The organism is Undibacterium sp. YM2, assembly GCF_009937975.1.
Lineage (GTDB): Bacteria > Pseudomonadota > Gammaproteobacteria > Burkholderiales > Burkholderiaceae_D > Undibacterium.
On the sequence record NZ_AP018441.1, the window covers coordinates 4,949,485 to 4,972,440 of the forward strand.

Here is a 22,956-nt window from a genome sequence, read left to right on the forward strand (position 1 = left end):
AACGTAAATCCTGTTTCTTCATGAAAATGTCCCGACCATCCCGTATCCTTGCGGTGTTTGTCATGCTGTGGAGCCTGCTATTCATGCAGTTCGCCATGGCAGCATACGTTTGCCCGGGAATGGCCACGTCCAGCACTACCGAAGTTTCCATTACTGCCAGTGTGGCAATGCCAAATTGTGCAGACATGGATCAGGATCAGCCTGCACTTTGTCATACCCATGCAGAAGATCCGTTTGGCAAGCAATCCGCCGATAAACCAGCATTGCCCGATGTATCCGCTTTTGTCAGTGCCAGCCTGCTGCTGATACTGCCTGCTTTTGATACGCTTCAAGCATCTGTTTCTACATCTCCTTCTCCAATCGCGCTGGCACACTCCACCGCCCCGCCGCTTGCCATACGCAACTGCTGTTTCCGCATTTAATTTCCTGAACGCCTGATTCATCGTCACCAGCTTTTGCTGGTGTACGTCCTGTTTCATCGTCTGGAGGTTTTATGATTTTGTTTTCTACATTGCCCTGTCGCGGGCACTTATGTCTTGCGCGCATTTCCCTTGCCATGTGCGCCTTACTCTCTATGCAAGCATACTCAGTTGAGCTGAGTATGTCGCAAGCCCAGCAACTTGCTCTGGCGCGCTCCAGACAGCTGTCTGCACAAGACTTCGCCATCAGCGCCGCGCGTGACATGGCCGTGGCGGCCAGCCAGTTACCTGATCCCGTACTCAAGGCAGGTATCGACAACCTGCCCGTCAGTGGCCCTGACCGCGGCAGCCTCACGAATGACTTCATGACCATGCGCCGCGTAGGTCTGATGCAAGAAATCACCCGCAGCGATAAACGCCAGCTACGCGCCGAACGCTATGAACGCGTCATCAATAAGTCGCAAGCAGAAAAAATGCAGACCACGTTCGGTATAGTGCGCGACACAAGCATCGCCTGGTTGGAGCGTTACTACAGCGAGAAAATGCTGGCGCTAGTCAGGGAACAGCTAAACCAGGCGAGGCTGGAAATCCAGGCTGCCGAGCTGGCCTACCGCAGTGGCCGCGGCAGCCAGGCAGATTTGCTGACCGCCCGCAGTGCACTGGCTCTAATGGAAGACCGCAACAGTGAACTGACAAGACGCGCACGCAATGCCAGCATCATGCTGACGCGCTGGACCGGCGAAACCAGCACTGACAGCCTGGGTGCATTACCTGCGATGGACCAGGTGGGGCTGGATATATCTGCACTGGAATCCACTCTGGAGCACCATCCACAAATCAACATCATGAACAGGCAAGTTGAGCTGGCGGATACAGAAGCAAAACTGGCCGAGGCAAACAAGAAGCCAGACTGGAGCATAGAAGTCGCCTACCAGCAACGCGGCCCTGCCTACTCCAACATGGTATCGGTTGGCCTGTCGCTGCCGTTGCAATGGGATCAGAAAAATCGTCAGCAACGCGAACTGTCATCACGTCTGGCCATGGCAGATCAGGCCAGGGCAGAACGTGATGAAGCCCTGCGCAGCCATATTGCCGAAGTCAGCAGCTTGCTCAATGAATGGCAAAGTAAACGCAGCCGCGTAGACCGGTATGGCAATGAATTACTGCCCCTGGCCGCGCAAAAAGTGCAAGCAATCCTGGCTGCCTATCGCGGTGGCAAATCCAGTCTGGGTGACTTGCTGGCAGCACAACGCAATCAAACCGACATGCATCTGCAAGCGCTGCAACTGCAGGCAGAAACAGCAAGCGTCTGGGCGCAGCTGCGCTACCTGACGCCGCTCAATCAAACAAGAATCACGCCAGACATGAACAGGGACTAAACATGAAAACCAGACAGATATTACTTATTACAGTCACCACCGGGTTCTTGGCTGGTGCTGCTTATGCCCTGTATCAACTGGGTAAACATGAAGGCATGCAGAATTCCTTATCAGATAAAAATGCCTGCCTGCAAGATACTGGCGCCAGTAAAAAAGTCTTGTACTGGCATGACCCCATGGTGCCCGGTCAAAAATTCGACAAACCGGGTAAATCTCCCTTCATGGATATGCAACTGGTGCCGGTGTATGCAGACAATGCTGATCCGGCAAGTGGAAATTCCGTCAGCATCAATCCGCGCATACAGCAAAATCTCGGCATACGCACAGCCAGCGTGGTAGTCGGCAAACTCAATGCCGTAGTGCAAGCGGTTGGCAGTGTTGCCTATAACGAGCGCGATGTCGCTGTGCTGCAAGCCAGGAGCAATGGCTTTGTTGAAAAACTTTATGCGCGCGCGCCACTGGACCTGGTGCGCAAAGGGCAGCCGCTGGCAGAACTATATGTGCCCGACTGGATCGCTGCGCAAGAAGAATTTCTGGCGGCGAAACGCATGCAAGGCCAGGCTATCGTTGGCTTGCTGGACGCAACCCGTCAGCGCATGCGTCTGGTTGGCATGACAGATGAGCAGATACACACAGTGGAGAGCAGTGGCCAGCTGCATGCACGCATCACCATTACTGCCCCGCTAAGCGGCGTAATGACAGAATTGTCTGTACGCGAAGGCATGAGCGTAAGCATGGGCACACCCATGTTCCGCATCAATGGTGTGGATACAATCTGGGTAAATGCCGACATCCCTGAAAACATGGCGCATAAAGTGCAGGTTGGCAACAGGATTGAAGCCAGGACAGCTTCACTGCCGGGCACAGTTTTCCATGGCAAGGTCGCAGCCATCCTGCCGCAAGTCGATAACAATATCCGCACGATGAAAGCGCGGATAGAACTCGCCAACCCAGCCAGCCCTGATGCGCGACTGCTGCCTGGCATGTTTGCCACCTTGAGCTTTACCGGCACAACGCCCAAGGACAGGTTGCTGGTGCCGAGTGAGGCCGTGATCAGTACCGGTGTCCGCAACGTCGTGATCCTGGCGCAAGATGACGGCAGGTTCCTGCCTGTCGAAGTCGAAGTTGGTGCAGAAAGCAACAATCAGACAGAAATACTCAAGGGCTTGCAAGCAGGACAAAAAATCGTGGCATCCGGCCAGTTCCTCATCGATTCAGAAGCGAGTCTGAAAGCGAGCATCACGCGCATGGAGGGTGCTGCTGTTTCTATTTCTGCTGCGGCTTCTGCTCCCGCTACCAGCGCCGCCGCCTCAGCCTCAAATTCAAAGTTGCCTGAGACTGTACTTGCTGGAGCAAAAAAATGATTGCACAAGTCATACGCTGGTCCATCTGCAACCGTTTTCTGGTCTTGCTGGCCACACTGATGCTGGCGGCATGGGGCATTTGGGCTGTGGTACGTGCGCCTGTTGATGCCATTCCCGACCTGTCCGATGTGCAGGTCATCATACGCACCAGCCTGCCCGGCCAGGCACCGCAGATTGTAGAAAACCAGGTCACTTACCCACTGACAACGACCATGCTGTCAGTGCCCGGTGCCAAGACCGTGCGCGGCTATTCTTTCTTTGGAGATTCCTTTGTCTATGTCTTGTTTGAAGATGGCACGGATTTGTACTGGGCACGTTCACGCGTGCTGGAATACCTGAACCAGGTACAGACCAGATTGCCAGCACAGGCTAAAACTTCATTGGGCCCGGATGCTACAGGGGTAGGCTGGGTCTATGAATATGCACTGGTTGATCGTAGCGGCAAAATGGATTTATCACAACTGCGCGCCTACCAGGACTGGTTCCTGAAATTTGAATTGAAGTCGCTGCCGAATGTGTCAGAAGTTGCCAGCATAGGCGGCATGGTGCGCCAGTATCAAATCCAGCTGTCCCCGGACAAGATGCGAGCCTATAACATCACCCATGGAAAAATCACGGATGCCGTACAAAAAGCCAATCAGGAAAGCGGTGGCTCTGTGCTGGAGCTGGGTGAAGCCGAATACATGGTGCGCGCTTCTGGTTACTTGAAGAATCTTGACGATTTTCGCAAGATACCGCTGATCACAACAAATGCCGGTGTGGTCGTAAGCCTAGGTGATGTTGCGCGCATACAGGTGGGGCCAGAAATGCGGCGCGGCATCGCTGAACTGAATGGCGAAGGTGAAGTCGCCGGTGGTGTGGTCATCATGCGCTCAGGTAAAAATGCCCTGGCAACCATAGCTGCCGTCAAGGACAAGCTGAATCAGCTCAAGCCCAGTCTGCCAGTTGGCGTGGAAATCATTCCCGTGTATGACCGCTCTGGCCTGATCACGCGGGCAGTCGATAACCTGCAGCATAAACTGCTGGAAGAATTCATCGTCGTGACCTTGGTCTGTGTCGCATTTTTATTCCACCTGCGCTCGGCTCTGGTGGCGATAGTATCGCTGCCTCTGGGTATACTCGCAGCTTATATCATCATGCATTACCAGGGCGTGAATGCCAATATCATGTCGCTGGGTGGCATTGCCATTGCGATTGGTGCCATGGTCGATGCTGCAGTCGTCATGATAGAAAATGCCCACAAGCATATCGAAACCTGGCAGCGTGCACACCCGCATGACAAACTGACAGGTGAACAGCATTGGCAAGTCATTGCAGAAGCCGCCGCAGAAGTGGGGCCAGCACTGTTCTTTTCTTTACTGATCATCGTCCTTTCCTTCGTCCCGGTGTTTACGCTGGAAGCACAGGAAGGGCGTCTGTTTGCCCCGCTGGCGCTGACAAAAACCTATGCAATGGCGGCAGCGGCCGGACTGGCAGTGACGCTAGTCCCTGTACTGATGGGATATCTGATACGCGGCAAGATACCGCCTGAGCACAAAAATCCCTTGAATCGCTTGTTGATTGCAATATACCGCCCCTTGCTGGAAAAGGTTTTGCAATTCCCCAGAATCACCCTGCTGCTGGCCGCACTGATAGCCGTACTGACAGCCTGGCCGCTGGCTCGCCTTGGCGGTGAATTCATGCCGCCGCTGGATGAGGGTGATCTGCTCTACATGCCTACTGCACTGCCTGGCCTGAGCGCGGGCAAGGTCAGTGAGCTCTTGCAACAGACCGACAGGCTGATAAAGAGCGTGCCTGAAGTACAAACCGTGTTTGGCAAGGCTGGACGAGCTGAAAGTGCAACCGACCCGGCACCGCTGGAAATGTTTGAAACTACCATACAGTTCAAACCACGTGATCAATGGCGCGCAGGCATGACACCGGCAAGGCTGCTGGAAGAACTCGACCGCAGCGTCAAGGTGCCTGGCCTGTCAAACATCTGGGTACCGCCCATACGCAACCGCATCGACATGCTGGCGACGGGCATCAAAAGTCCGGTAGGCATCAAGGTCGCTGGTGCAGACTTGAAGGAAATCGACAAGATCACCAGCGAGATAGAGCGCGTCGTCAAGAGCGTGCCGGGTGTCAGCTCTGCCCTGGCAGAACGCCTGAACGGTGGCAGGTATATTGATGTAGATATCAACCGTGACCTCGCTGCACGCTATGACTTGAATATCGCCGATGTGCAGAGCATCATCGCGGCGGCCATAGGAGGTGACAATATCGGTGAAACGGTGGAGGGTTTACAGCGTTTTCCCATCAATCTGCGCTATCCACGAGAGTTGCGTGATTCTGTAGAAAAACTGCGCCAGTTACCGGTACTGACGGCAAGAGGAGCAAAAATCAGTCTGGGCGATATTGCCAGCATACGCATCACTGATGGCCCATCCATGCTGAAAAGCGAAAATGCCCGATTATCCGGCTGGGTGTATGTCGATATCCGCGATCGCGATCTCAGTTCTGCTGTGCACGAGATGCAGCAACGCGTCAGTAAAGAAGTGCGCTTGCCTGCAACTTACTCCCTGTCGTGGTCGGGCCAGTTTGAGTACCTGGAACGCGCCAGCGCAAAACTCAGGATCGTGGTACCAGTCACCTTGCTGATTATTTTTGTCTTGCTGTACATGACATTCAAGCGGCTGGATGAAGCCGCCCTGATCATGGCTACCCTGCCCTTTGCACTCGCGGGTGGCGTCTGGTTATTATGGCTGCTGGGACATCAGTTGTCGGTCGCCAGCGGCGTTGGGTTCATCGCACTGGCAGGCGTCTCGGCAGAATTTGGGGTCATCATGCTTCTCTACCTGAAACAGGCCTGGGGGCAACGTTTGATGCAGGGTCAAAACAGCGAGCAGGATTTACTCGATGCCATACGCGAAGGTGCAGTGTTACGGGTGCGCCCCAAGGCCATGACGGTGGCCGTCATTGTCGCAGGGCTGGTACCCATCATGCTGGGCAGTGGAACAGGTTCAGAAATCATGCAGCGTATTGCCGCACCCATGGTGGGTGGCATGATCACAGCGCCGTTGCTGTCAATGTTTGTGGTACCAGCGGTGTACCTACTGATGCGCAGACGTGGTGTGGATTAAGGGGTTAAGACTTCACCTTCCTGCGCCAGATCGTGTAATAGATCAGCCAGAGCGGCATGATGAGTGCATTTGAAATCAGGAAGGCAAGACCAGGACTTTCCATATCACCATTGATGCTCATGCCTATCGCAAATAACTCTGCATAGACCAGTGGGCCAACAACAAACAGGGCAAACCAGGTCTTCTTGACCCAGCTTTTTTGGCTGCTGCTGATACTGGCAATCGCACGGGCTTCGTCTATTGATGCCTGGAAGGGATCATTCGGGCGATAGACGTATTGCGCTTCTTCCAGGGGTTCGGGTGTTTCCGGCTTGTCTGCTTTGACTGGCGCAGCAGCAGGGTCGGCGGAGATGGAGCTGCCCTTGGGCAGCTCCAGGTAAAAATCGCCTGCTTTAAAGCGTTGTGGTGTTTCGTTCATGGTGCAATGTGGTACAAATCTGTACTGTACGAGAGTGTCCACATCTTACACGCGTGCGCAGCAAAATTAAATCCTTGCCATACATTGCTACACAAACCCAAAAAAGCCAAAAACCAAACTGCACGCTAGCGCATCAGGCAGTCAGCTTCAATTGCAGACTGGTCGCAGTGTAAGTCGGCGTCGCGGTAAATCCATCCACCGTGATGCTGGTGAATTTGCCTTTCAGACTGCCTGCATTGATAACGGTAAGGGTATCGCCAACGCCGGGTTTGTAGCCATTCTGGAAGCGTATGCGCAAGCTGCCGCCAGCGATGGTGACTGTGCTGCCAACCTGCATCTGGCTTTGCGCGCTGCGCAGGTTGATCTCCAGTGTGCCGCTGGCTAACTGCGTGTATTTTCCTGCGATTGCCAGATTGCCTGCAGTATTGACGATGACGCCAGCGCCGCTATACACATCGCCAGTACCAAAGGCCGTGGCAGAATTGGCTTCGATTGTACCGGCATCAATTTGCGTGCCGCCTGTCCAACTATTATTGCCTGCCAGCTTCAATGTGCCGCTACCGAGTTTGCTGAGTTTGCCGATGCCATTGATGTCATTGCGCCAGATATCCATAATATTGAAACCACCTTTGGTGGCATCCATGTTGACAATGACATTGCCAACAAAACTGCCATAACCATCTGCAGCGGCAAACAGGTTGAGCCTGCCCCAGCCTTCGGCATCATCCATGATGGGGTAGCCGGATGACATGGCAGTGGTTTTCAGGACCACGCGCCTTTGCGCATCGCTCAAATAAGGCAAGCGGGTTTCCAGCAAGACTTCTGCACCCTTGGGCACGACAGGCGCGACATTAGTGGCAGCAATCGGCGCAAAGCCATAGGTCATGCGGCGCAGGTAGTTGGCCTTGTTGCTGGCATAGTCAGCAAAGCGGTCTGTCGTTGCAGTGGCAGAATGGGCATAGGCATTGAAGCTGTCTGCCGTGGTATTGGTTTGCGTGATCAGCGTAGCGTGTGCCTGTGCATAAGCTGCAGTTTTCTTCGCTGCATTGGCAGCATCATACAAGTTGGCGGCGGCTACGGCTTGTGCCTGTATGCGGCCACTCATGACGTCCAGTGGTGAATGCATGCCTGCCATGATGCGGTTCTCACCGAGTTCCAGGCCGCGGCTCAATAATTCCTGGAAACGCTCGGGCACCATATAAGCCATGGCAATGACGTCGCGGGTCGCTTCTGCCGAGTGGCCGCTGGTGAAACCACCATCGGTTGCCGGTGTCGTGCTCTTGGCTGGTACCAATGAAGGAGCAACGATGACCTGGCTGCTCCAGCGGTAAGGGCGGGCATATTTATAAAAGCGCTTGGCCGGTTCGGTAGAACCGTTATTGCCTATCAGCGACAACAGATCGACCGCATTGCCAAAGCTGGTATTGGCCGTGCCACCCACACCTGTATTATTGCCGCTGTCATTGTATAAAACCGTGCCAGCATCAGCCGGGATGGCAGTGATGCTGGTAGTCTGCTGGGCTGCGCTGCGCCATGCTGCTGTCAATGGGCCCAGGCCATCGGTAACGCTATAGCCTTTGCAGCGACGGTCGTCGAGGTAGGCAGCCAGCTCCTGCTCAGGCGTGCGTTTGCCAGTCAGGCTCGCAACGTAACTGATGTTGGCATCATGCACTGCACGGTTCAGGATGGTGCCGTCCGCTGTGCCATCATTAGGCACACCTGTCCACTTGGAAGTGGCTACTGCCGGGAAATTATCTACTGCTGGTGCGGTCACACCGGCATCCACGATCAGGGTCAGCGGCTGCCAGATGGCGAGAAAGCCGGACAATACGCGCACACCCGCATTGGTTTCCAGCGTCGCATATCTGGCGTCCCCACGCTGGTTGCTGGCGACATTATCGACAAAGGCGGGCACACCGGCAGGCACCGGTGCGCTATCGACTGTGCCAGGATCAGCAGGCGGTGCAGGAATCACCAGCGGACCTTCGACGACGACGGTATCGGTCGCCACGGTGTTCGAACCGCCACCGCAAGCCATTAGGGTAAGTGCGGTGCCGATCATTAAAGCCAGGGGCAGGCGTTTCAAGCAGTGTTTCAAGCAATAAGCAGAGGTCATGATGCAGGTCTGATCTGAAGTGGAAAAGTCCGGCGATCATAAGGTATGCACATGACTGTTGTATGACAACCGATCACAAAATGCGCTCAAATCACCAAACCTTAGCCAAAAACCCCGCCAAATTCCAGCAATAAAATTGCATTATTTGCCCACTTCACTGGTATTTTTATGGCAATGTTGTAGGATGACTACCTTGCAAATAACATGTACAAAACCATGCCGTACCGCTTCACCCTCACCCTGTTCGCTTTGATACTCTGTTTCGGCCAGCCTGAAAGCCGGGCGCAATCTGCAGCACCTGCCCCCGCATTGAAAGACAATGCCAGGTTCCCCATCGGGGTCGCATTGAATGTGGGGAATGAGCCTGGTGATATGGCCGACATCAAGGAAAACGCTGCACTGATCAACGCGCAGTTCAGCAGTATCGTCGCAGAAAACGGCATGAAAATGCGCTCCCTGCATCCCGCCATTGATACCTATGATTTTGCGGCGGCAGATGCCCTGGCAGACTATGCACGCACACATGGCATGATAATGCATGGACATACCCTGATCTGGCACCATGATTACCAGCTACCTGTCTGGATGAAAAACTATCAGGGTGACTGGCAGGCGATGCTGCGTGAGCATGTACAGCAAATCTGCAGGCATTTTGCAGGCAAGGTCAAAAGCTGGGATGTCGTCAATGAAGCGATAGATAACAAGCATCCCAAACAATACCGTGCCACCCTCTTTCTTGAAAAACTGGGCCCCGCCTACATAGAACAGGCCTTCATCGCCGCCCATGAAGCCGACCCCGCCGCAGTGCTGTACTACAACGACTTTAACATGGAGAGCAAGTCCGACAAATTGCAGTTCATGCTGGATATGGTGGATGACTTCCAGCGCCGTCACATCCCCCTGCATGGCATAGGTTTTCAAATGCATGTCAGTGTCGATGGCCCGGATATCGCGCAAATCAAAACTGCGCTGCAGGCGGTGGCTGCACGTGGCCTGCAGGTACGCATTTCAGAACTCGATGTCAGCCTGAATCAACAACAAAAGGCAGCCAGCCTGGACCCAGCACGGGCACAACTGCAAAAAACCAGATACCGGGACATCGTCAGTGCCTACCTGCAAAGCGTGCCGCCTGCCCAGCGCGGCGGTATCACCTTCTGGGGTTTGCTGGACAAGGATTCATGGTTGCTGGACGACAAAGCTTACCCGGACTGGCCACTGCTTTTCGACGACAAAGGACAGGCAAAACCAGCGTACTTTGGCGTACTGGAGGGTTTGCAGGAGTAACAATGGCCGGGGCATAGTGCCATCTGCTTTTCATATCTGTCTCCTGCTCAAAAATTCTGTTCTCCAGGTATGACGCAAGGCTCAGGTAATTTTTTGAAACAGTTTCGTGATTGTTAAATCAGGTCGCATCCCGTATCTTTGCTGGATCTTCTCTTATCACTGATTGCCATGACACCATCCCGCCTTGCCATTGCTGTAAGCACCTGCCTTTTCGTCAGCATCAGCGCCAGCCCGGCGTGGGCGGCTGACCTCGCCTATAAAAAACTCTCAGGCACAAGCTTTGAACTGGTGCTCAGCAGTGACACCAGCCTGACCGTAGATCAGGCACAAACCATGATGGCCGAACCTGCGACCAAACTATGTAATGGCAAAATACCAGAATTTGGCAAATACAAATTCAACCGCGATGAACCGCTGGCGGGGCAGGCTGCAGAGGGCAAGACCAGCTTCAACATGGTACAGATATTGAATTGCGTAGCCGACATCCCGGAACGCCCCAAGCTGGCCAGCAGCAAACTCAGTGAAGATGACATCGCCAGATTCAAGATAGAAGGCAAAAAACTCAGCAATGCCTATATGTCAGCCATCGACAATGGCTACTATGAAGTTGCCTACAATATGCTGAGCAAGGGTTTGAAAAACACCAGCACGCTGGAAGAATGGCAAACCCGTACCTCAGCCTACCAGGCGCAAATTGGCAAGCAAGTGAGCCGTGACCTCTGGCGCATCACCGTCTATGACAACCCTGCCAATGCGCAGCAGGCGGGCACCTATATCGCCGTCGATTATGAAACCAAACAAAGCATCGCCCCTATCACTTGTGGTTACCTGATATGGTTTCAGCCAGCCGGCACAAAAAATAACTTCACCCTCATGCGTGAAGAATATGGACATATATCTGAAGACATCCTGAAATCAACAGCGGCAACTGACATGGGTAAACTGCGCAAGCAGATGAAGTGCAAGACATAGAGTTGAACAATCAATGACACGCCTCTATCACTACGTTGGCCCGGATGAAATTGCCACCGCAGTTGCAGCCATCCCCATAGGTTTTGCGATTCGCCAGTTGCAGGATGTCATGCGCTGGATAAAGGAAACTGAACAGCATATCAACCGTGACGGCAGCATAATTGCGACCTTCACCATTGACCAGCACGGCACCCTGCACCTCGCTGACCGGCACAGCGAACATGTCGCTTGCGCCGGTGGCAACCCGGTATTGTCTGCTGGTGAAATCACTTTTGTCATCAATGGAGAAAAGCTCGAAGTAAGTGCCATCACCAATCAATCCACTGGCTATTGCCCGCAAGCCTCGTCATGGCCGGATGTGGCAAACGCCTTGCAACTCGCAGGCCTGGCTGCGCCCGGACATTTCAGCAGCAGCTATGAATTTCGACGTTGCAGGCTATGCCAGGCTATCAACATCATCAAGGATGGTGTGCTTGAATGTGCGCTGTGTGAAACTGCATTGCCTGAAGATTGGAATTTTTGACATAGTGGGGCACTATATTGCTTAAAATGCTGTGACTTACTCCCATTCTTAAAAAGACAATATCCCATTGAAGAATTTTCAAAGTCATTTCCTGAGAAAAGCGATTTCATCCATCACCTTACTCTCTTTAACTCTGTACTTGATTCCTGCTTTTGCGCAATCGCAAGTAAGCAAGTCAACTGCCAATCAGACAGTATGCCTGAACAGGCTGAGAGACAGGGAGGCCTGTACTGACCCATGGCGTCAAGTTCCTATCAAGTTGCTTGAGCTTGCCGACTATCAAACTCAATGCCAGCAAGCAGGCGATCGCGGTGCCTTCGAATATTACGAAGGGGCACTGCGTAAGCTCTGGTATCGATCTGAACAATATGATGCAGCCATTGATCGCGGCATAGCGAGTATAGAAATATCGCTGATGAATGGTGGACGAGGTGGCGTATATGGTTCGCCCTTCTTTTTGTCCTATCTTGTTCCTCCTGAGATGAGAGAGATAAATGGCGCAGGTATTTCCGCTGATGGCAATAAAGCACTAATAGATGCCTATGCAGGATTAATTCCAGGTTTCAAGCATTGGGTCAAGGCTGGTATTCCTGTCATTGAGAAAGATGTATGCGTACGCAAGGCCAACCAGGCGATTTCTGAAGCACAAAAACTGCTTCAACTGCCAACGGCGACAATGGCAGAATTAGAAAAACACACTGAGCAGTTCGGAAAAATTCTTACGCTGGCAGAAAATGTCAGCGCCTGTTCCTCTAGTGCATCCGATGGAATTGAATGGGGTGATTTCTTTGATTTTTATGAAGCTACTTGCGAAGGATGTATTACAGAGATCAGTGATCTGGCCAGGAGGCAGCTTCGTTTGGAAATTAAAGCATACAAACATCTGATCTTGGGAATGGTAAAAATCAGGGCCAAGAATGAGAAACCGCCGTCCTGCGAGACGCTGGAAGAGCGAGTCACACATTTTAAAGACCACGTAAAAACACAACTGGTGCGTGGCACTTGGATTCCATTAGATGAAAAGTAGTAAGCCCAGAAACCAAAGATCATGACATCAAACAATTAATCTTCAACATCCCCGGCTGTTGTGTCTTGTTTCCGACGCGGCGATACCAGGCTACTTCCGGCGCATTGGTTTTTTCCCTACGTCTATCTGCTTCAGCGACATCTGTTTGCCATCATAGAAAATCCTGTCGGCAGCATGGACAGATGTTGCAGCAAGGGGTAGAAAGCAGATGACTGCTTTCTACTTGTTGGTGAGCTTGTTCATTTTTTCATCTTCCTGTTTGTACAGAGCGCAGCCTTAGCCCTTATCGTCTACTGTTAACCTGTTATGCCTGAACCACTCAGCAAATCCCTGATCTTCAAGCGCATAGATGCCGCGCGATTGTTTCCACACCAGGTTTTTTTCGCGTAAGCCGTCGATGGCTGTTTGCACCGTTGCCTTGGATAAGCGTCTGGTTTTGGTGATGGCCATATAGGCCGCCATGGATTCATCAGAAAATGGTATCCACTGTTCGCCCTTGCTGATGAGCACGCTGAGCACGGCTTTTTGTATCGCTGTCAAGGCATCGAACTCGCTGGCGAATTCTTCCCACAGTCGGTTATTGATTTTGCGGGCACCGTCTTCGAGTATTTCTGACAGGCTTTGTGCCTGACCTTCGAGGGCGATGTGGGCAATCAGGTCGCGCAGCATTTCTGGCCGGTTGCCCAGCAACTGGAATGCTGCCCACACACTCTCGGCGCGTAGCTTGTTGCCCCTGGCAAGATTGCCATTCGCCCATTTGGTGAAGGCATCGGTGTATGATTTGTTGAGCAAGGGAAAAGCCGTGATACTCGAACCAAAGAAAGGCTGGGTGCGGTTCAGCACGAGGTGAGCGAGTTTGTCACGGTTGGAGCCAGTGAACACCAGCATCAGCGCAGGCAACTCGGCGCTCAGGTTCAGAGTGTCGCGTGCAGACTTGAGTGCAAACATGGCATTCAGGCCTGCTGTCGTGCTCAGTGCATGCTGGGCTTCATCAACGATGAGCACGATAGGTTTTTTAACCTGATGACTGAGCTCGGCAATCACATCTGACAGCGTGACATTGTCTGGCAAACCCGGCTGGTTAATGTCAATGGTCAGCGTGCCCATGACATTGACTTTGGACAGACCGACTGCCTTGGCAGCCTTGCTGATGATACCCAGCGTATCAGCCAGGTGCTTTTTGATGGCCTCTGTAATGATGAGGGCAGGGTCGCGCTCTTTGTTGGCCCACAAATCCACATACACTGGCAGCCAGCCGCGTGCGCTGATCTCTGGCACAAGATCTTCGCGCAGGAAGGTGCTCTTGCCGACCCGCCTTGGGGCCGCCAGGAATAAACCTGAGCGTGCATCGCTCAAGCTCTTGCCTTGCAACCGGTTGCAAAGCTCCTGCGCCAATTCAGGGCGGCGAAAAGTAAAGGAAATGCTCATGGCTGATGCCCCTTTTTATCTCTAATCTTTTTCTATTATGCTTTATTATGTCCAGATACATAAATTATGTACTCAAGCATAATAAAGCATAAATTGTAGCAAATACAAGATATTTTTAAGGTCTTGCCACTGCAAAAGATGATGTACCTACGCCTTATCAGGTTTGATGCATGTGCAGCACTAGCGAGTGAGCAGTGACAATTTCAACCGCCAATCACACCGCTTCAAAAGTGCAGACCAGCTCAGGCGCAAGCGCATGCAAAAAGCTGCGTGTATCAAAGACTGCACCTGGTGCATGCGCTCCACTACGTTGCGTCACTTCACCTTGCAAAATCCGCTGCACTGCCTCGCATATCAAGGGTGCGGTAAAGCCATAGATGTCGCGCCCCTGCGCCACCAGCTTGCGGGTTTGCCCATCCCTGCTTGCGATGATTTCAACCAGAAATATCTGGGCAGACTTGCCGCTTTCGTCTGCTGCAGCGGGTGGTGGCGTCTGCGGGTCACGTATATCCTGCAGGGCAGACAGGTTCAGATAGGTATGCAATTGCCCTATCCGCAAATGCTGCGTCATCAAAATGACTTCCGAGAACGGCACTTCTATCGCATCCAGCCGCCCGAAGGGTTGGGCATAATCCCAGGCAATTTCTATTGCAGGCAATATCATGGGCACCAGCTTGCCATCACTGACCACCAGGCGATGAGCAGTATTGCGCGCGCCGGTGATGCGTGTGCCTTCGGTTGGGTGCCAACTGTCGAGGGCTATGCCTATACGGACGTCATCAACCGCATCCCAGCCGTCTGTCACTGCAGTAGCCAGCAGGTCTGCCAGGCCACCGTAAAAGCCCATGGCGGGCAGAACCAGTACACCTGCTTCACGCGCCGGGCTGTCAAAGTTCTCCAAGGTATCATGGGCGCTCATTTGCTCTGCGCTGACATCGAGATAATGCACGCGATTGCGTATGGCTGCGGCAGCAAGCTGGTTGGCTGTTTCCAGGAAGGGGCCAGAGCAATTGATCAGGGCGGCAACGCCTTGCAAGGCCTGATTCAGCGCGGCATCATCAGCGATTGAAACGCAGCGGGTCTGGATGCCGCGACTTTCAAAGCCAGCAGCGGCCAGCTTGCCGCTATCGCGGGCCAGGGCGACAGGCACCATGCCGCGCCGGATCAGTTCATCCACCACAAAGCGACCGGTATGTCCGGTAGCACCAAAAACAGCAACTTTGTTATTGACTGGGGTATTCATATGTTGACTCCATGTTTGTTATTCAATTTCTACGATACAGACCGGTATGTTTTATAAGATACATACAGGTCTGTAGCATGTCAAGCAATCATGCTATAATTTTTTCCATGAATACTTCAAAGACCGCCAGCGCGTCTGCACCCTCAGAGGTAAAAGAACGCATACTTGAAACAGCTTCCCGGCTTTTCTATAGCCAGGGTGTCAGGGCCGTGGGCGTGGATCTGGTGGCAGAGCAGGCTGACGTCGCAAAAACCAGCATCTATCGTCACTTTGGTACCAAGGACGATCTCATTGCCGCTTTTTTACAACGCGAAGATGAAAACTTCTGGCAATGCTGGGGCGATGTCCACCAGCGCCATGCTAATGATGCCGCTGCCGAGCTTGATGCGCATTTCCAGTGGATAGGTGAACGGGTGGCCCGCCCTAACTACCGCGGGTGCCCGCAAATCAATGTGGCGGCAGAATTTCCTGACCAGGACCACCCTGCCCGCCAGGTTGCCTACAAACATAAACATGAGCTGCGGCGCAGGCTCAAAGATATCGCAGTACGCCTGAATGCCAAACGCCCGGATGAACTGGCTGGCCAGTTGGCGGTGCTGATCAACGGTGCTTTTGTCAGCTCACAAATGTTTTTTGAAGGTGAAGCCACAGCGTTGCTAACTGCAACAGCACATGCGCTGCTTGCGGCGGCCAAAGCCTGATGGACGAAAGTTCATCGACAGGCGCTGCGATAAGAACCTGCCAGAATTTTTACCGACACTGGATGCAAAATGCAGGGCTGGAAATGCTGGCCCTGCCAGATGCTGCCAACAGATTACACGCAATCACACACCCTTTGCCACTCGCATTGACAGCCTACTATCTTTGCGCCGGCAACAGCCCTGTCAACACTGCATACAATGAACTTTTGCAGCCCGAAGATTTATATGCAGAACAAGAACACCTGATCTTCATGCACGAGAATCAGGGTGTGGTCGATTGGGGCATACGTCTGCAAGACCTGATGCAAGATGATCCCATCGTCTGGCAAAGAAATAATGATGACGGAGCATGGTACGCAGAAGATCATCATCTCAGCAGTTTCTTGATGGCTTGCTGGTATTGGGCGGAATTTGGTGAAGACAGACCTGAGGAATTTTTTAGACTCAGATAGCGCGTTCTGTCGGGTGCGCCATGCGCACCATTGCCAGCTGTAACTTCAAACACAATGGTGCGCACGGCGCACCCTACAAAAATTACGGCGATTGACCAGCGCCCCATCATCTTTCATCAAATGAACAAAACACTACCTACCTTACTCGCACTCGACCTTGAAGGCACGTTGATCTCCAATGCCATGAGCCAGATACCACGTCCTGGCCTGCATGCTTTTCTCGAACGCTGCGCTGCATTATTTCCACGCATGGTCATGTTCACGACCGTGAAGGAAGACAAGTTCAGGCAAATCGCCCGCTTGCTGGTGGAAGAAGGCATGGCACCAGCCTGGTATGCAGACATAGAGTATGTGCATTGGCATGGCGACACCAAGAATCTGGAATTTGTGCCTGATGCAGCAGTCAGCGATATCATCCTGGTGGATGATTTTGAAATCTATGTCCATCCTGGCCAGGAGGCGCAATGGATGCAGATAGCGTATTTTGATTATCCGTATTCTGAAGACGACAGGGGTTTGTTTGTGATGCTGGAAAAGCTGGAGATGTTGTTGGCAGACAGGGCTTGATAAAGGACGGCAAGTCCTCGATGCACTTACAGAAAGCGCTATCACACGGCTTTATGCAGCCAATTTCTTACCTCAGCGCCTGTCAGCCCGCCATGCCTGCCATATCATCAGCATTCCAATGACTATCATCCCCAGCCCCAGCAAACTGACTCCGATATGCCGGCCAAACAGCATGACCAGCAGATGTTCGAATTCGCAACCCTGCCGGCAGGGCAGTTGCACACTATCAGTGACAAACAGCATGGTCGCGCCTGCCAGCACAGCGAGCAAACCCAGCACGGTAAAACCGCTCTTCAAGAATACATTCATTTGATCACTCTCCTTTGCTGCGACTGTTCAACAAGCATGATCTTCCTCTCGCAACAATTGATGCTTCGCACAAAAGAAGCTCTCATACAACAATGACTTCGTTTTTGAACGCCAACTCACATAACGACTGGTCGGTGTAGCGGCGGAAATAGCATGGAGTTGCAGTCCATTCGCCATCGTCATCGCCCGCTTCATGTGCAAAGGGTCACTGACTATCATTACCTTCTGCAATTGATGCGCGCGCATGAGTTTGCAGGCCTGCACCAGATTTTGATGGGTATTTTTGGATACCTCTTCTGTCAAAATCTTTTCAGCAGGAACACCCTTGGCAATCGCATATTGGCGGGCTGCGGCTGATTCAGAAAGAGTGTCACCTTCACTCAAGCCACCTGTGAAAATCAGATACTGCACCTGACCGTTTTTGTACAGGTGTATGCCATGCTTGATGCGCTCTGCAAATACGGGCGATGGCCTGTCCTTCCATACCGATGCACCTAACACTATCGCCGCATCAGCCTTGATCTTTTCAGGTATGGCAGATTGTTGGGCTAGCATTGCGGGATAAAGAGCAATGCTCAGCATGACCTGAATAAAGCCAGCCAGCGCGATGATCAATGCCAGCAGCAGAATATACTTGATACGGAAGTAGCGGTGCAAACCAGGAAAATGAAGCTTCACGCCGGCCTACTGCTTTCTTAACACGCGCCAGGGCTTGCTGGTTTTTGGATCGACGGGCACACGTTTTTCATTACTTGCATAATCGTCTTCAAATACAAGCCATGCGTCACCACGCCTGATCAGATACCAGAATGGCAGCTTGCGGCCTTCAACACGCAAGGGCGTGCCATACAAATCCAGCTCAGACAAATCCAGGGACAAGCTGGCTTTATCCGGTTTGCCATTGATGCTGAGCTTGCCGTCTGCGAAACACCATTGCTCTTTTTCTTCGCTGACAAAGCAGCCTTGTATGATGCGTGCCAGATAAAGATCGGCCTCGTTCTGCTCAAGCGTGCCCAGGCGTTGATAAGGCCCCTGCTCTGCACTGTGCTTGCCGTCACCCACTAGCCAGATTTTATCGCCAGCTACGCGCAGGCAATATGCAGTCTCATCACCTTCATGCCAGGCCAGGTTTTGTTTGATGCGGCCATCCTTTATGCTCAGGGCAACTTGCTGACTATCAGTGGCTGTCATGGCCCCAGTCCAGTTGCCATGTTTTTTCAGCTGGCGCAGAAAATGAGTGGTGGTCCAGTAACCATCCAGCTTGTTCAGGGCGGCGTCGCCTGTGCAGATTTTAGTTGGTGCTGCGATAGTAAGAGAAGTGCATGACAGCAACAGGGCAAATGACAACAGGGCAGCTAGTCTGGAAAATCTGGATTGCATATAATGCCTGCTCTTTTGCTATCAATAAGAATTGAATATTTTACCAGAGCAGGCTGGCGATTCCTGACTAAAGCTACACGTATCATTGCGCCTATTTGACCAAACTAGCCGTCATCGCAATATCAAAGTCCTGCTGTTTGTCTGGCGTTTCTTTTTGCAGCTTCGCTTGCTGGCCCAGGCCGGTGATCAGTTTTGGCTTGGCGATCACTTCATCGCCTTTTTTGACGATCATGTCTATGACGACCGAATTTTTATATTTGTCTGCAGGTGCCGGAGTGAGTGTGAAACTGAAGTTCCATTTTGCCTGACCGTCTTCAGACTGTATGCCGATGGCGGCTGGCGTACCTTGCTTGACTACAACACGGGGGAACTTTTTATACCAGCAACCTTGATATCCATCGCCACGGAATAACTGCCCACTTCTGACTTGTCCGCGTCCTGGCCAGTCTGTATGGGTGTTGCAACACTGCTCACTGGTGTCGCAGCCCAGGCGCTGTAAGCACTGACACTGCACAGGCAGCTCAATACCGCGTAGGCGACGACACGTTTCAATTTACTCGGATTGTTCTGTTGCAATTGCATGATTCTCTCCTTTAAGGGATGACGGGAAGGCCAATGGCAGGCCAGGGCGCTGGGGGTGACACTTAACTGGGTTTTGAGCATGGCTTCGGCATAGGTGCGCCTGGCCTGTGGCTCTTGCGCAATCACGCTGGCATCGCAGGCCAGCTCCTGGTCGAGGCGAAAGCAGCGGGCAGCGACATGCACGAGCGGGTTGAACCAGAACAGGCATTGCAGCAGAGCAAACAGGGTATTGGCGATGACATCACCACGGCCTTTGTGCACCAGTTCATGGCGGATGATGAGTGCCTGCTCTGCTTCGCTGTAACGTTCATAAAAATCGGCGGGGACGATGATCTTTGGCCTGAAGCAGCCTGCTAGCGCCGGGCCGGTATCAACATCGCTGGCGAGATAGACACCCTCGATCTCGGTCAGTTTGCCGAGCCTGCGCAAAAAATGCAGGTGCTGCATGCCAAGCAGACCCAGCAGACAAAGGCTGCCTATGAGCCATACACTGACAAGAATTATTGGCCAGATGCTGGCAGGCTGTATCTCCAGCAGAGTTGTGCCGGAGATGAGATGGTTTGCGGGTGCCATCGACTTATCAGCCATGTCCAGGTATTGCCGGTGCGGCAAAAACATGGCGAGCAGGGAGAGTGGCAAGACCGCCCAGAGCTGGTAGGCAATACCGGCACCTGCCAGTTTGCGCAAAGGATTTCTGACCAGCAGGATGAGCACGATCAGGCCGCTGATGACGAGGCAGGCGAGTATTGCTGACTGCAAGAAATTACTGATCATCACCGAGCTCCTTGATCAGACGTTTGAGTTCAGCGATATCCTGCTTCGATAGTTTCTTTTGCTCGCTGAAGTGCGCCACCAGCGGTGCGATGCGGCCATTGAACATGCGGTCGAGAAAGCCCTTGCTCTCGGACATCAGCCATTGTTCACGCTGCAAGACGGGTGAATACAGAAAACGCCTGCCATCCTTCTCGGCGGCGACCGCACCCTTTTTGAGCAAGCGGTTCAGCAGGGTTTTGACTGTGGCTTCCTGCCAGTCCTGTTGCTGCGCCAAAGCGGCGCTGACCTCTTCGGCTGACTGCGGATGCTGTTTCCACAGGGTTTCCATGACTAGCGATTCTGCCTCGCTGATGGCGATGTTTTTCATTGCAGGCTCCAGGGCGAAATTTGCATACTGCGTTCATTTACAGATGTAATCGACGATGAATGATTACACGCGTAATCAGTGAAGTCAACAAGAAATTGCAATCAGCTGACTTGCACAACATCCTGATTTTTGCCTTCCATCTGCAAACCATGCTTGCACACCAAGGCTTTGCCCCGCATAATTGGCCTTACCAATTTACAACTGGTCAACCAAACTCCAAGGTAATGCGTGATGACAAGAAAAGCCGGATTTTTGCCTCAACTGTTGACAGCGTGCCTGCTACTGCCTGTTCTGAATACGCCAGCGCATGCCCAACATACTGCCCATGCCGACCGGGCGCAATACCAGAACCCCATCATCCACGCCGATTATTCCGACCCCGATGTGATACGCGTGGGCAAGCGCTATTACATGACGGCTTCGAGCTTCAATAGTGCACCCGGCCTGCCCTTGCTGGAATCGGCAGACATGGTGCACTGGCAACTGGTGGGCCATGCCCTGCCCCAGCAATTGCCACTCGCGGATTTTGCCCGGCCACAGCATGGCAAGGGAGTGTGGGCGCCCTGCCTGCGTCATCACGACCAGCGCTTCTGGATTTTTTATCCCGACCCTGACCAGGGCATCTTTGTGATGACGGCAGAAAATTTCAGTGGCCCCTGGACTACACCTCACCTGCTGCTGGCAGGCAAGGGCATCATCGATCCTACGCCCTTGTGGGATGAGGATGGTCAGGCTTATCTGCTGCATGCCTGGGCCAAAAGCCGCGCCGGTATCAACAATATGCTGAGCCTGCGCCGCATGAACAAGGAGGCGACACAGATACTGGATACCGAAGGCAAGGTCGTTATCGATGGCAACAAACTCCCTGGCTACAAGACACTGGAAGGCCCCAAGTTCTACAAACATCAGGGCTATTACTATGTATTCGCCCCGGCCGGTGGCGTGGAAGAAGGCTGGCAATCGGTATTCCGCTCACGCCATATTGAGGGCCCGTATGAAGACAAGATCGTTATGGCACAGGGCAAGTCAACCACCAATGGCCCGCATCAGGGTGCCTGGGTACAGACACCAGCAGGCACTGACTGGTTTTACCACTTCCAGGACAAGCGCGCCTATGGCCGTATCGTGCACCTGCAACCCATCCACTGGAAAGATGGCTGGCCCGTCATCGGTGACGATGTCAACAATACCGGAACAGGTGAACCCGTGCTCAGGCACGCGATGCCGGTATCTGGTATCTTCCCGCAAATACAGCCTGCGACTGGCGATGAATTCAAGGACAGCAAGCTGGGCTTGCAATGGCAGTGGAACGCCAACTGGAAACCAGAGTGGTATTCATTGACAGCCAGGCCACAGCACCTGCGCCTGCACACTCAAGCTGACAGCAGCTATGCAGAACGCAAGAACCTGTGGGACGTGCCTTCGCTACTATTGCAAAAACTTCCTGCCGAACAATTCACGGTAGATACAAAATTCGACATCAGTCACCTGCAAAACGGCAGCAGCACTGGCCTCATCATGTATGGTTTCAACTATGCCTGGCTGGGCGTGCGCCAGCAAGACAAGGCAAGACAGTTGCTCATATCAACTTGCGACAAGACAGAAGCAAAATGCGCAGAAGTGATACGCGCCAGCCTGCCACTGGACAGCAACACAGTCTATTTACGCATGGTGGTTCAGGCAGGTGGCAAAACGCAATTCTATTACAGCGCCGACAATCAGCAATTCAATGCGATTGGCGATGAGTTCACTGCGACAATGGGACGCTGGGTTGGTGCGCAGATGGGTTTGTTCAGCGTGCGGCCTGATGCATCACCTGCTGCTGAGGATGATTATGTCGATGTGGATTATTTCAGAGTAACGATAAACAAGCAGTCACCATAACTCTAACGCCAGACGGTGCGTCAAGACGCACCCTACCTATTGCCGTGCCCGTAGGGTGCGTCTTGACGCACCGGTTCTGGTTTTGGAGTTTGCTTTCTACAAAGCTGAATGTGACCGGGGTCAGACTTCTGATGATGCATTAATTTTTTCCCATAGCGCCCGAATCAAAATCGCAGAGGCACCATCGGCATTGATATAAAAAGAAGCGTTTTCCACTTCAAGCACGCCTGGATAGCCTGGTTCATGAGCTGCAACAAGATTCAGCAGTTTTTCTGCATCAGGTTTCCAGAGCTGCAGATGAGAGCGGATTTTTGCGCCCAGAGTCAGATGTGTCTGGCTTATTATTTCCTCTTTTGAAAAAGAGGAAATCAATTCCATTTCACTGGGAGTCAAACTGCTGAATACATTTTCTAAAACTTGTTCAAACACCGAAAGATCGTCACTTTCAGCACTGTTTTTAAGGGGCTCATCATTATTCATTAAACATATCCGAATATCTGCGTATTCTTTAATTCTATGCCATCGCAGTATATGAACACGTTTTTAACTTGCATGCTTCATCTGAAGATGTTGAACCCACGAAAGTACAAGCTCCAGCGCTCATCACTCAAAGGTCTCCTACCGTTAACAGCCTGCCAACACATC

23 protein-coding genes are annotated in these 22,956 nt (G+C 52.6%); 12 read left to right on the plus strand and 11 right to left on the minus strand.

Annotated elements, in window-relative coordinates; genetic code table 11:
• The first annotated feature begins 20 nt into the window (after positions 1-20).
• From UNDYM_RS22720 to UNDYM_RS22735, 4 genes are all read left to right on the plus strand, one after another.
• Positions 21-422, plus strand: coding sequence for a hypothetical protein (locus UNDYM_RS22720; protein ID WP_162043147.1), 402 nt, complete (start codon positions 21-23; stop codon positions 420-422).
• Positions 423-601: 179 nt separating this feature from the next.
• A complete protein-coding gene (locus UNDYM_RS22725; protein WP_232063568.1) occupies positions 602-1,798 on the plus strand; it encodes a TolC family protein in 1,197 nt (398 codons plus the stop codon).
• A gap of 2 nt (positions 1,799-1,800) precedes the next feature.
• Positions 1,801-3,162, plus strand: a complete 1,362-nt coding sequence (locus UNDYM_RS22730) for an efflux RND transporter periplasmic adaptor subunit (RefSeq protein WP_162043149.1) — start codon at positions 1,801-1,803, stop codon at positions 3,160-3,162.
• The gene (locus tag UNDYM_RS22735) at positions 3,159-6,284 is read left to right on the plus strand and encodes an efflux RND transporter permease subunit (protein ID WP_162043150.1); all 3,126 of its coding nucleotides are present in this window, start codon (positions 3,159-3,161) and stop codon (positions 6,282-6,284) included. The genes UNDYM_RS22730 and UNDYM_RS22735 overlap by 4 nt, the downstream gene beginning before the upstream one ends.
• A gap of 4 nt (positions 6,285-6,288) precedes the next feature.
• Here the strand turns inward: UNDYM_RS22735 and UNDYM_RS22740 are convergent, their stop codons facing one another.
• Both UNDYM_RS22740 and UNDYM_RS22745 read right to left on the minus strand, forming a co-directional pair.
• Complete coding sequence (locus tag UNDYM_RS22740) at positions 6,289-6,702, minus strand: hypothetical protein (RefSeq protein WP_162043151.1); 414 nt, start codon at positions 6,700-6,702, stop codon at positions 6,289-6,291.
• 133 nt (positions 6,703-6,835) lie between these two features.
• Entirely contained in the window at positions 6,836-8,764 is a 1,929-nt protein-coding gene (locus UNDYM_RS22745) for a phosphatase PAP2 family protein (RefSeq protein WP_370529491.1), read from the minus strand.
• A gap of 258 nt (positions 8,765-9,022) precedes the next feature.
• Here UNDYM_RS22745 and UNDYM_RS22750 point away from each other — a divergent pair, with 258 nt between their 5' ends.
• From UNDYM_RS22750 to UNDYM_RS22765, 4 genes are all read left to right on the plus strand, one after another.
• Entirely contained in the window at positions 9,023-10,102 is a 1,080-nt protein-coding gene (locus UNDYM_RS22750) for an endo-1,4-beta-xylanase (RefSeq protein ID WP_197740945.1), read from the plus strand.
• 168 nt (positions 10,103-10,270) lie between these two features.
• The gene (locus UNDYM_RS22755; RefSeq protein WP_162043153.1) at positions 10,271-11,074 is read left to right on the plus strand and encodes a DUF4019 domain-containing protein; all 804 of its coding nucleotides are present in this window, start codon (positions 10,271-10,273) and stop codon (positions 11,072-11,074) included.
• A gap of 13 nt (positions 11,075-11,087) precedes the next feature.
• Positions 11,088-11,597 carry a hypothetical protein gene (locus tag UNDYM_RS22760; protein ID WP_162043154.1) on the plus strand — a complete coding sequence of 170 codons (510 nt, stop codon included), beginning with the start codon at positions 11,088-11,090 and terminating at the stop codon, positions 11,595-11,597.
• Between the two features lie 67 nt (positions 11,598-11,664).
• A complete protein-coding gene (locus tag UNDYM_RS22765; protein ID WP_162043155.1) occupies positions 11,665-12,624 on the plus strand; it encodes a hypothetical protein in 960 nt (319 codons plus the stop codon).
• Between the two features lie 276 nt (positions 12,625-12,900).
• On the opposite strand, the gene UNDYM_RS22770 is transcribed toward UNDYM_RS22765, so the two are convergent.
• Entirely contained in the window at positions 12,901-14,052 is a 1,152-nt protein-coding gene (locus UNDYM_RS22770) for a hypothetical protein (RefSeq protein WP_162043156.1), read from the minus strand.
• Positions 14,053-14,266: 214 nt separating this feature from the next.
• A complete protein-coding gene (locus UNDYM_RS22775) occupies positions 14,267-15,295 on the minus strand; it encodes a saccharopine dehydrogenase NADP-binding domain-containing protein (RefSeq protein ID WP_162043157.1) in 1,029 nt (342 codons plus the stop codon).
• Positions 15,296-15,402: 107 nt separating this feature from the next.
• On the opposite strand from UNDYM_RS22775, the gene UNDYM_RS22780 reads away from it, so the two are divergent.
• From UNDYM_RS22780 to UNDYM_RS22790, 3 genes are all read left to right on the plus strand, one after another.
• Complete coding sequence (locus UNDYM_RS22780; RefSeq protein WP_162043158.1) at positions 15,403-15,996, plus strand: TetR/AcrR family transcriptional regulator; 594 nt, start codon at positions 15,403-15,405, stop codon at positions 15,994-15,996.
• Complete coding sequence (locus UNDYM_RS22785) at positions 15,996-16,448, plus strand: hypothetical protein (protein ID WP_162043159.1); 453 nt, start codon at positions 15,996-15,998, stop codon at positions 16,446-16,448. Before UNDYM_RS22780 ends, UNDYM_RS22785 begins: the two co-directional genes overlap by 1 nt.
• 120 nt (positions 16,449-16,568) lie before the next feature.
• Positions 16,569-17,015 (plus strand): NIF family HAD-type phosphatase, encoded by a 447-nt coding sequence (locus tag UNDYM_RS22790; protein ID WP_162043160.1) that lies wholly within the window; start codon positions 16,569-16,571, stop codon positions 17,013-17,015.
• Between the two features lie 72 nt (positions 17,016-17,087).
• On the opposite strand, the gene UNDYM_RS22795 is transcribed toward UNDYM_RS22790, so the two are convergent.
• The 6 genes from UNDYM_RS22795 to UNDYM_RS22820 form a co-directional block, all read right to left on the minus strand.
• Positions 17,088-17,324 carry a hypothetical protein gene (locus tag UNDYM_RS22795; RefSeq protein ID WP_162043161.1) on the minus strand — a complete coding sequence of 79 codons (237 nt, stop codon included), beginning with the start codon at positions 17,322-17,324 and terminating at the stop codon, positions 17,088-17,090.
• Between the two features lie 27 nt (positions 17,325-17,351).
• Positions 17,352-18,002, minus strand: coding sequence for a YdcF family protein (locus tag UNDYM_RS22800; protein ID WP_162043162.1), 651 nt, complete (start codon positions 18,000-18,002; stop codon positions 17,352-17,354).
• 6 nt (positions 18,003-18,008) lie between these two features.
• Entirely contained in the window at positions 18,009-18,704 is a 696-nt protein-coding gene (locus tag UNDYM_RS22805) for a hypothetical protein (protein WP_162043163.1), read from the minus strand.
• 91 nt (positions 18,705-18,795) lie between these two features.
• Positions 18,796-18,936, minus strand: a complete 141-nt coding sequence (locus UNDYM_RS22810) for a hypothetical protein (RefSeq protein WP_162043164.1) — start codon at positions 18,934-18,936, stop codon at positions 18,796-18,798.
• Between the two features lie 122 nt (positions 18,937-19,058).
• Positions 19,059-20,060: a M56 family metallopeptidase gene (locus UNDYM_RS22815; protein ID WP_162043165.1), complete on the minus strand. Its 1,002-nt coding sequence runs from the start codon at positions 20,058-20,060 to the stop codon at positions 19,059-19,061.
• A complete protein-coding gene (locus UNDYM_RS22820) occupies positions 20,050-20,427 on the minus strand; it encodes a BlaI/MecI/CopY family transcriptional regulator (protein ID WP_197740946.1) in 378 nt (125 codons plus the stop codon). Before UNDYM_RS22820 ends, UNDYM_RS22815 begins: the two co-directional genes overlap by 11 nt.
• Positions 20,428-20,658: 231 nt before the next feature.
• Between UNDYM_RS22820 and UNDYM_RS22825 the strand changes: the two genes are divergently transcribed.
• Positions 20,659-22,311, plus strand: a complete 1,653-nt coding sequence (locus UNDYM_RS22825; RefSeq protein WP_162043166.1) for a glycoside hydrolase 43 family protein — start codon at positions 20,659-20,661, stop codon at positions 22,309-22,311.
• Between the two features lie 120 nt (positions 22,312-22,431).
• Here UNDYM_RS22825 and UNDYM_RS22830 read toward each other — a convergent pair whose 3' ends face one another.
• Positions 22,432-22,791, minus strand: a complete 360-nt coding sequence (locus tag UNDYM_RS22830; RefSeq protein WP_162043167.1) for a hypothetical protein — start codon at positions 22,789-22,791, stop codon at positions 22,432-22,434.
• Between the last annotated feature and the right edge of the window lie 165 nt (positions 22,792-22,956).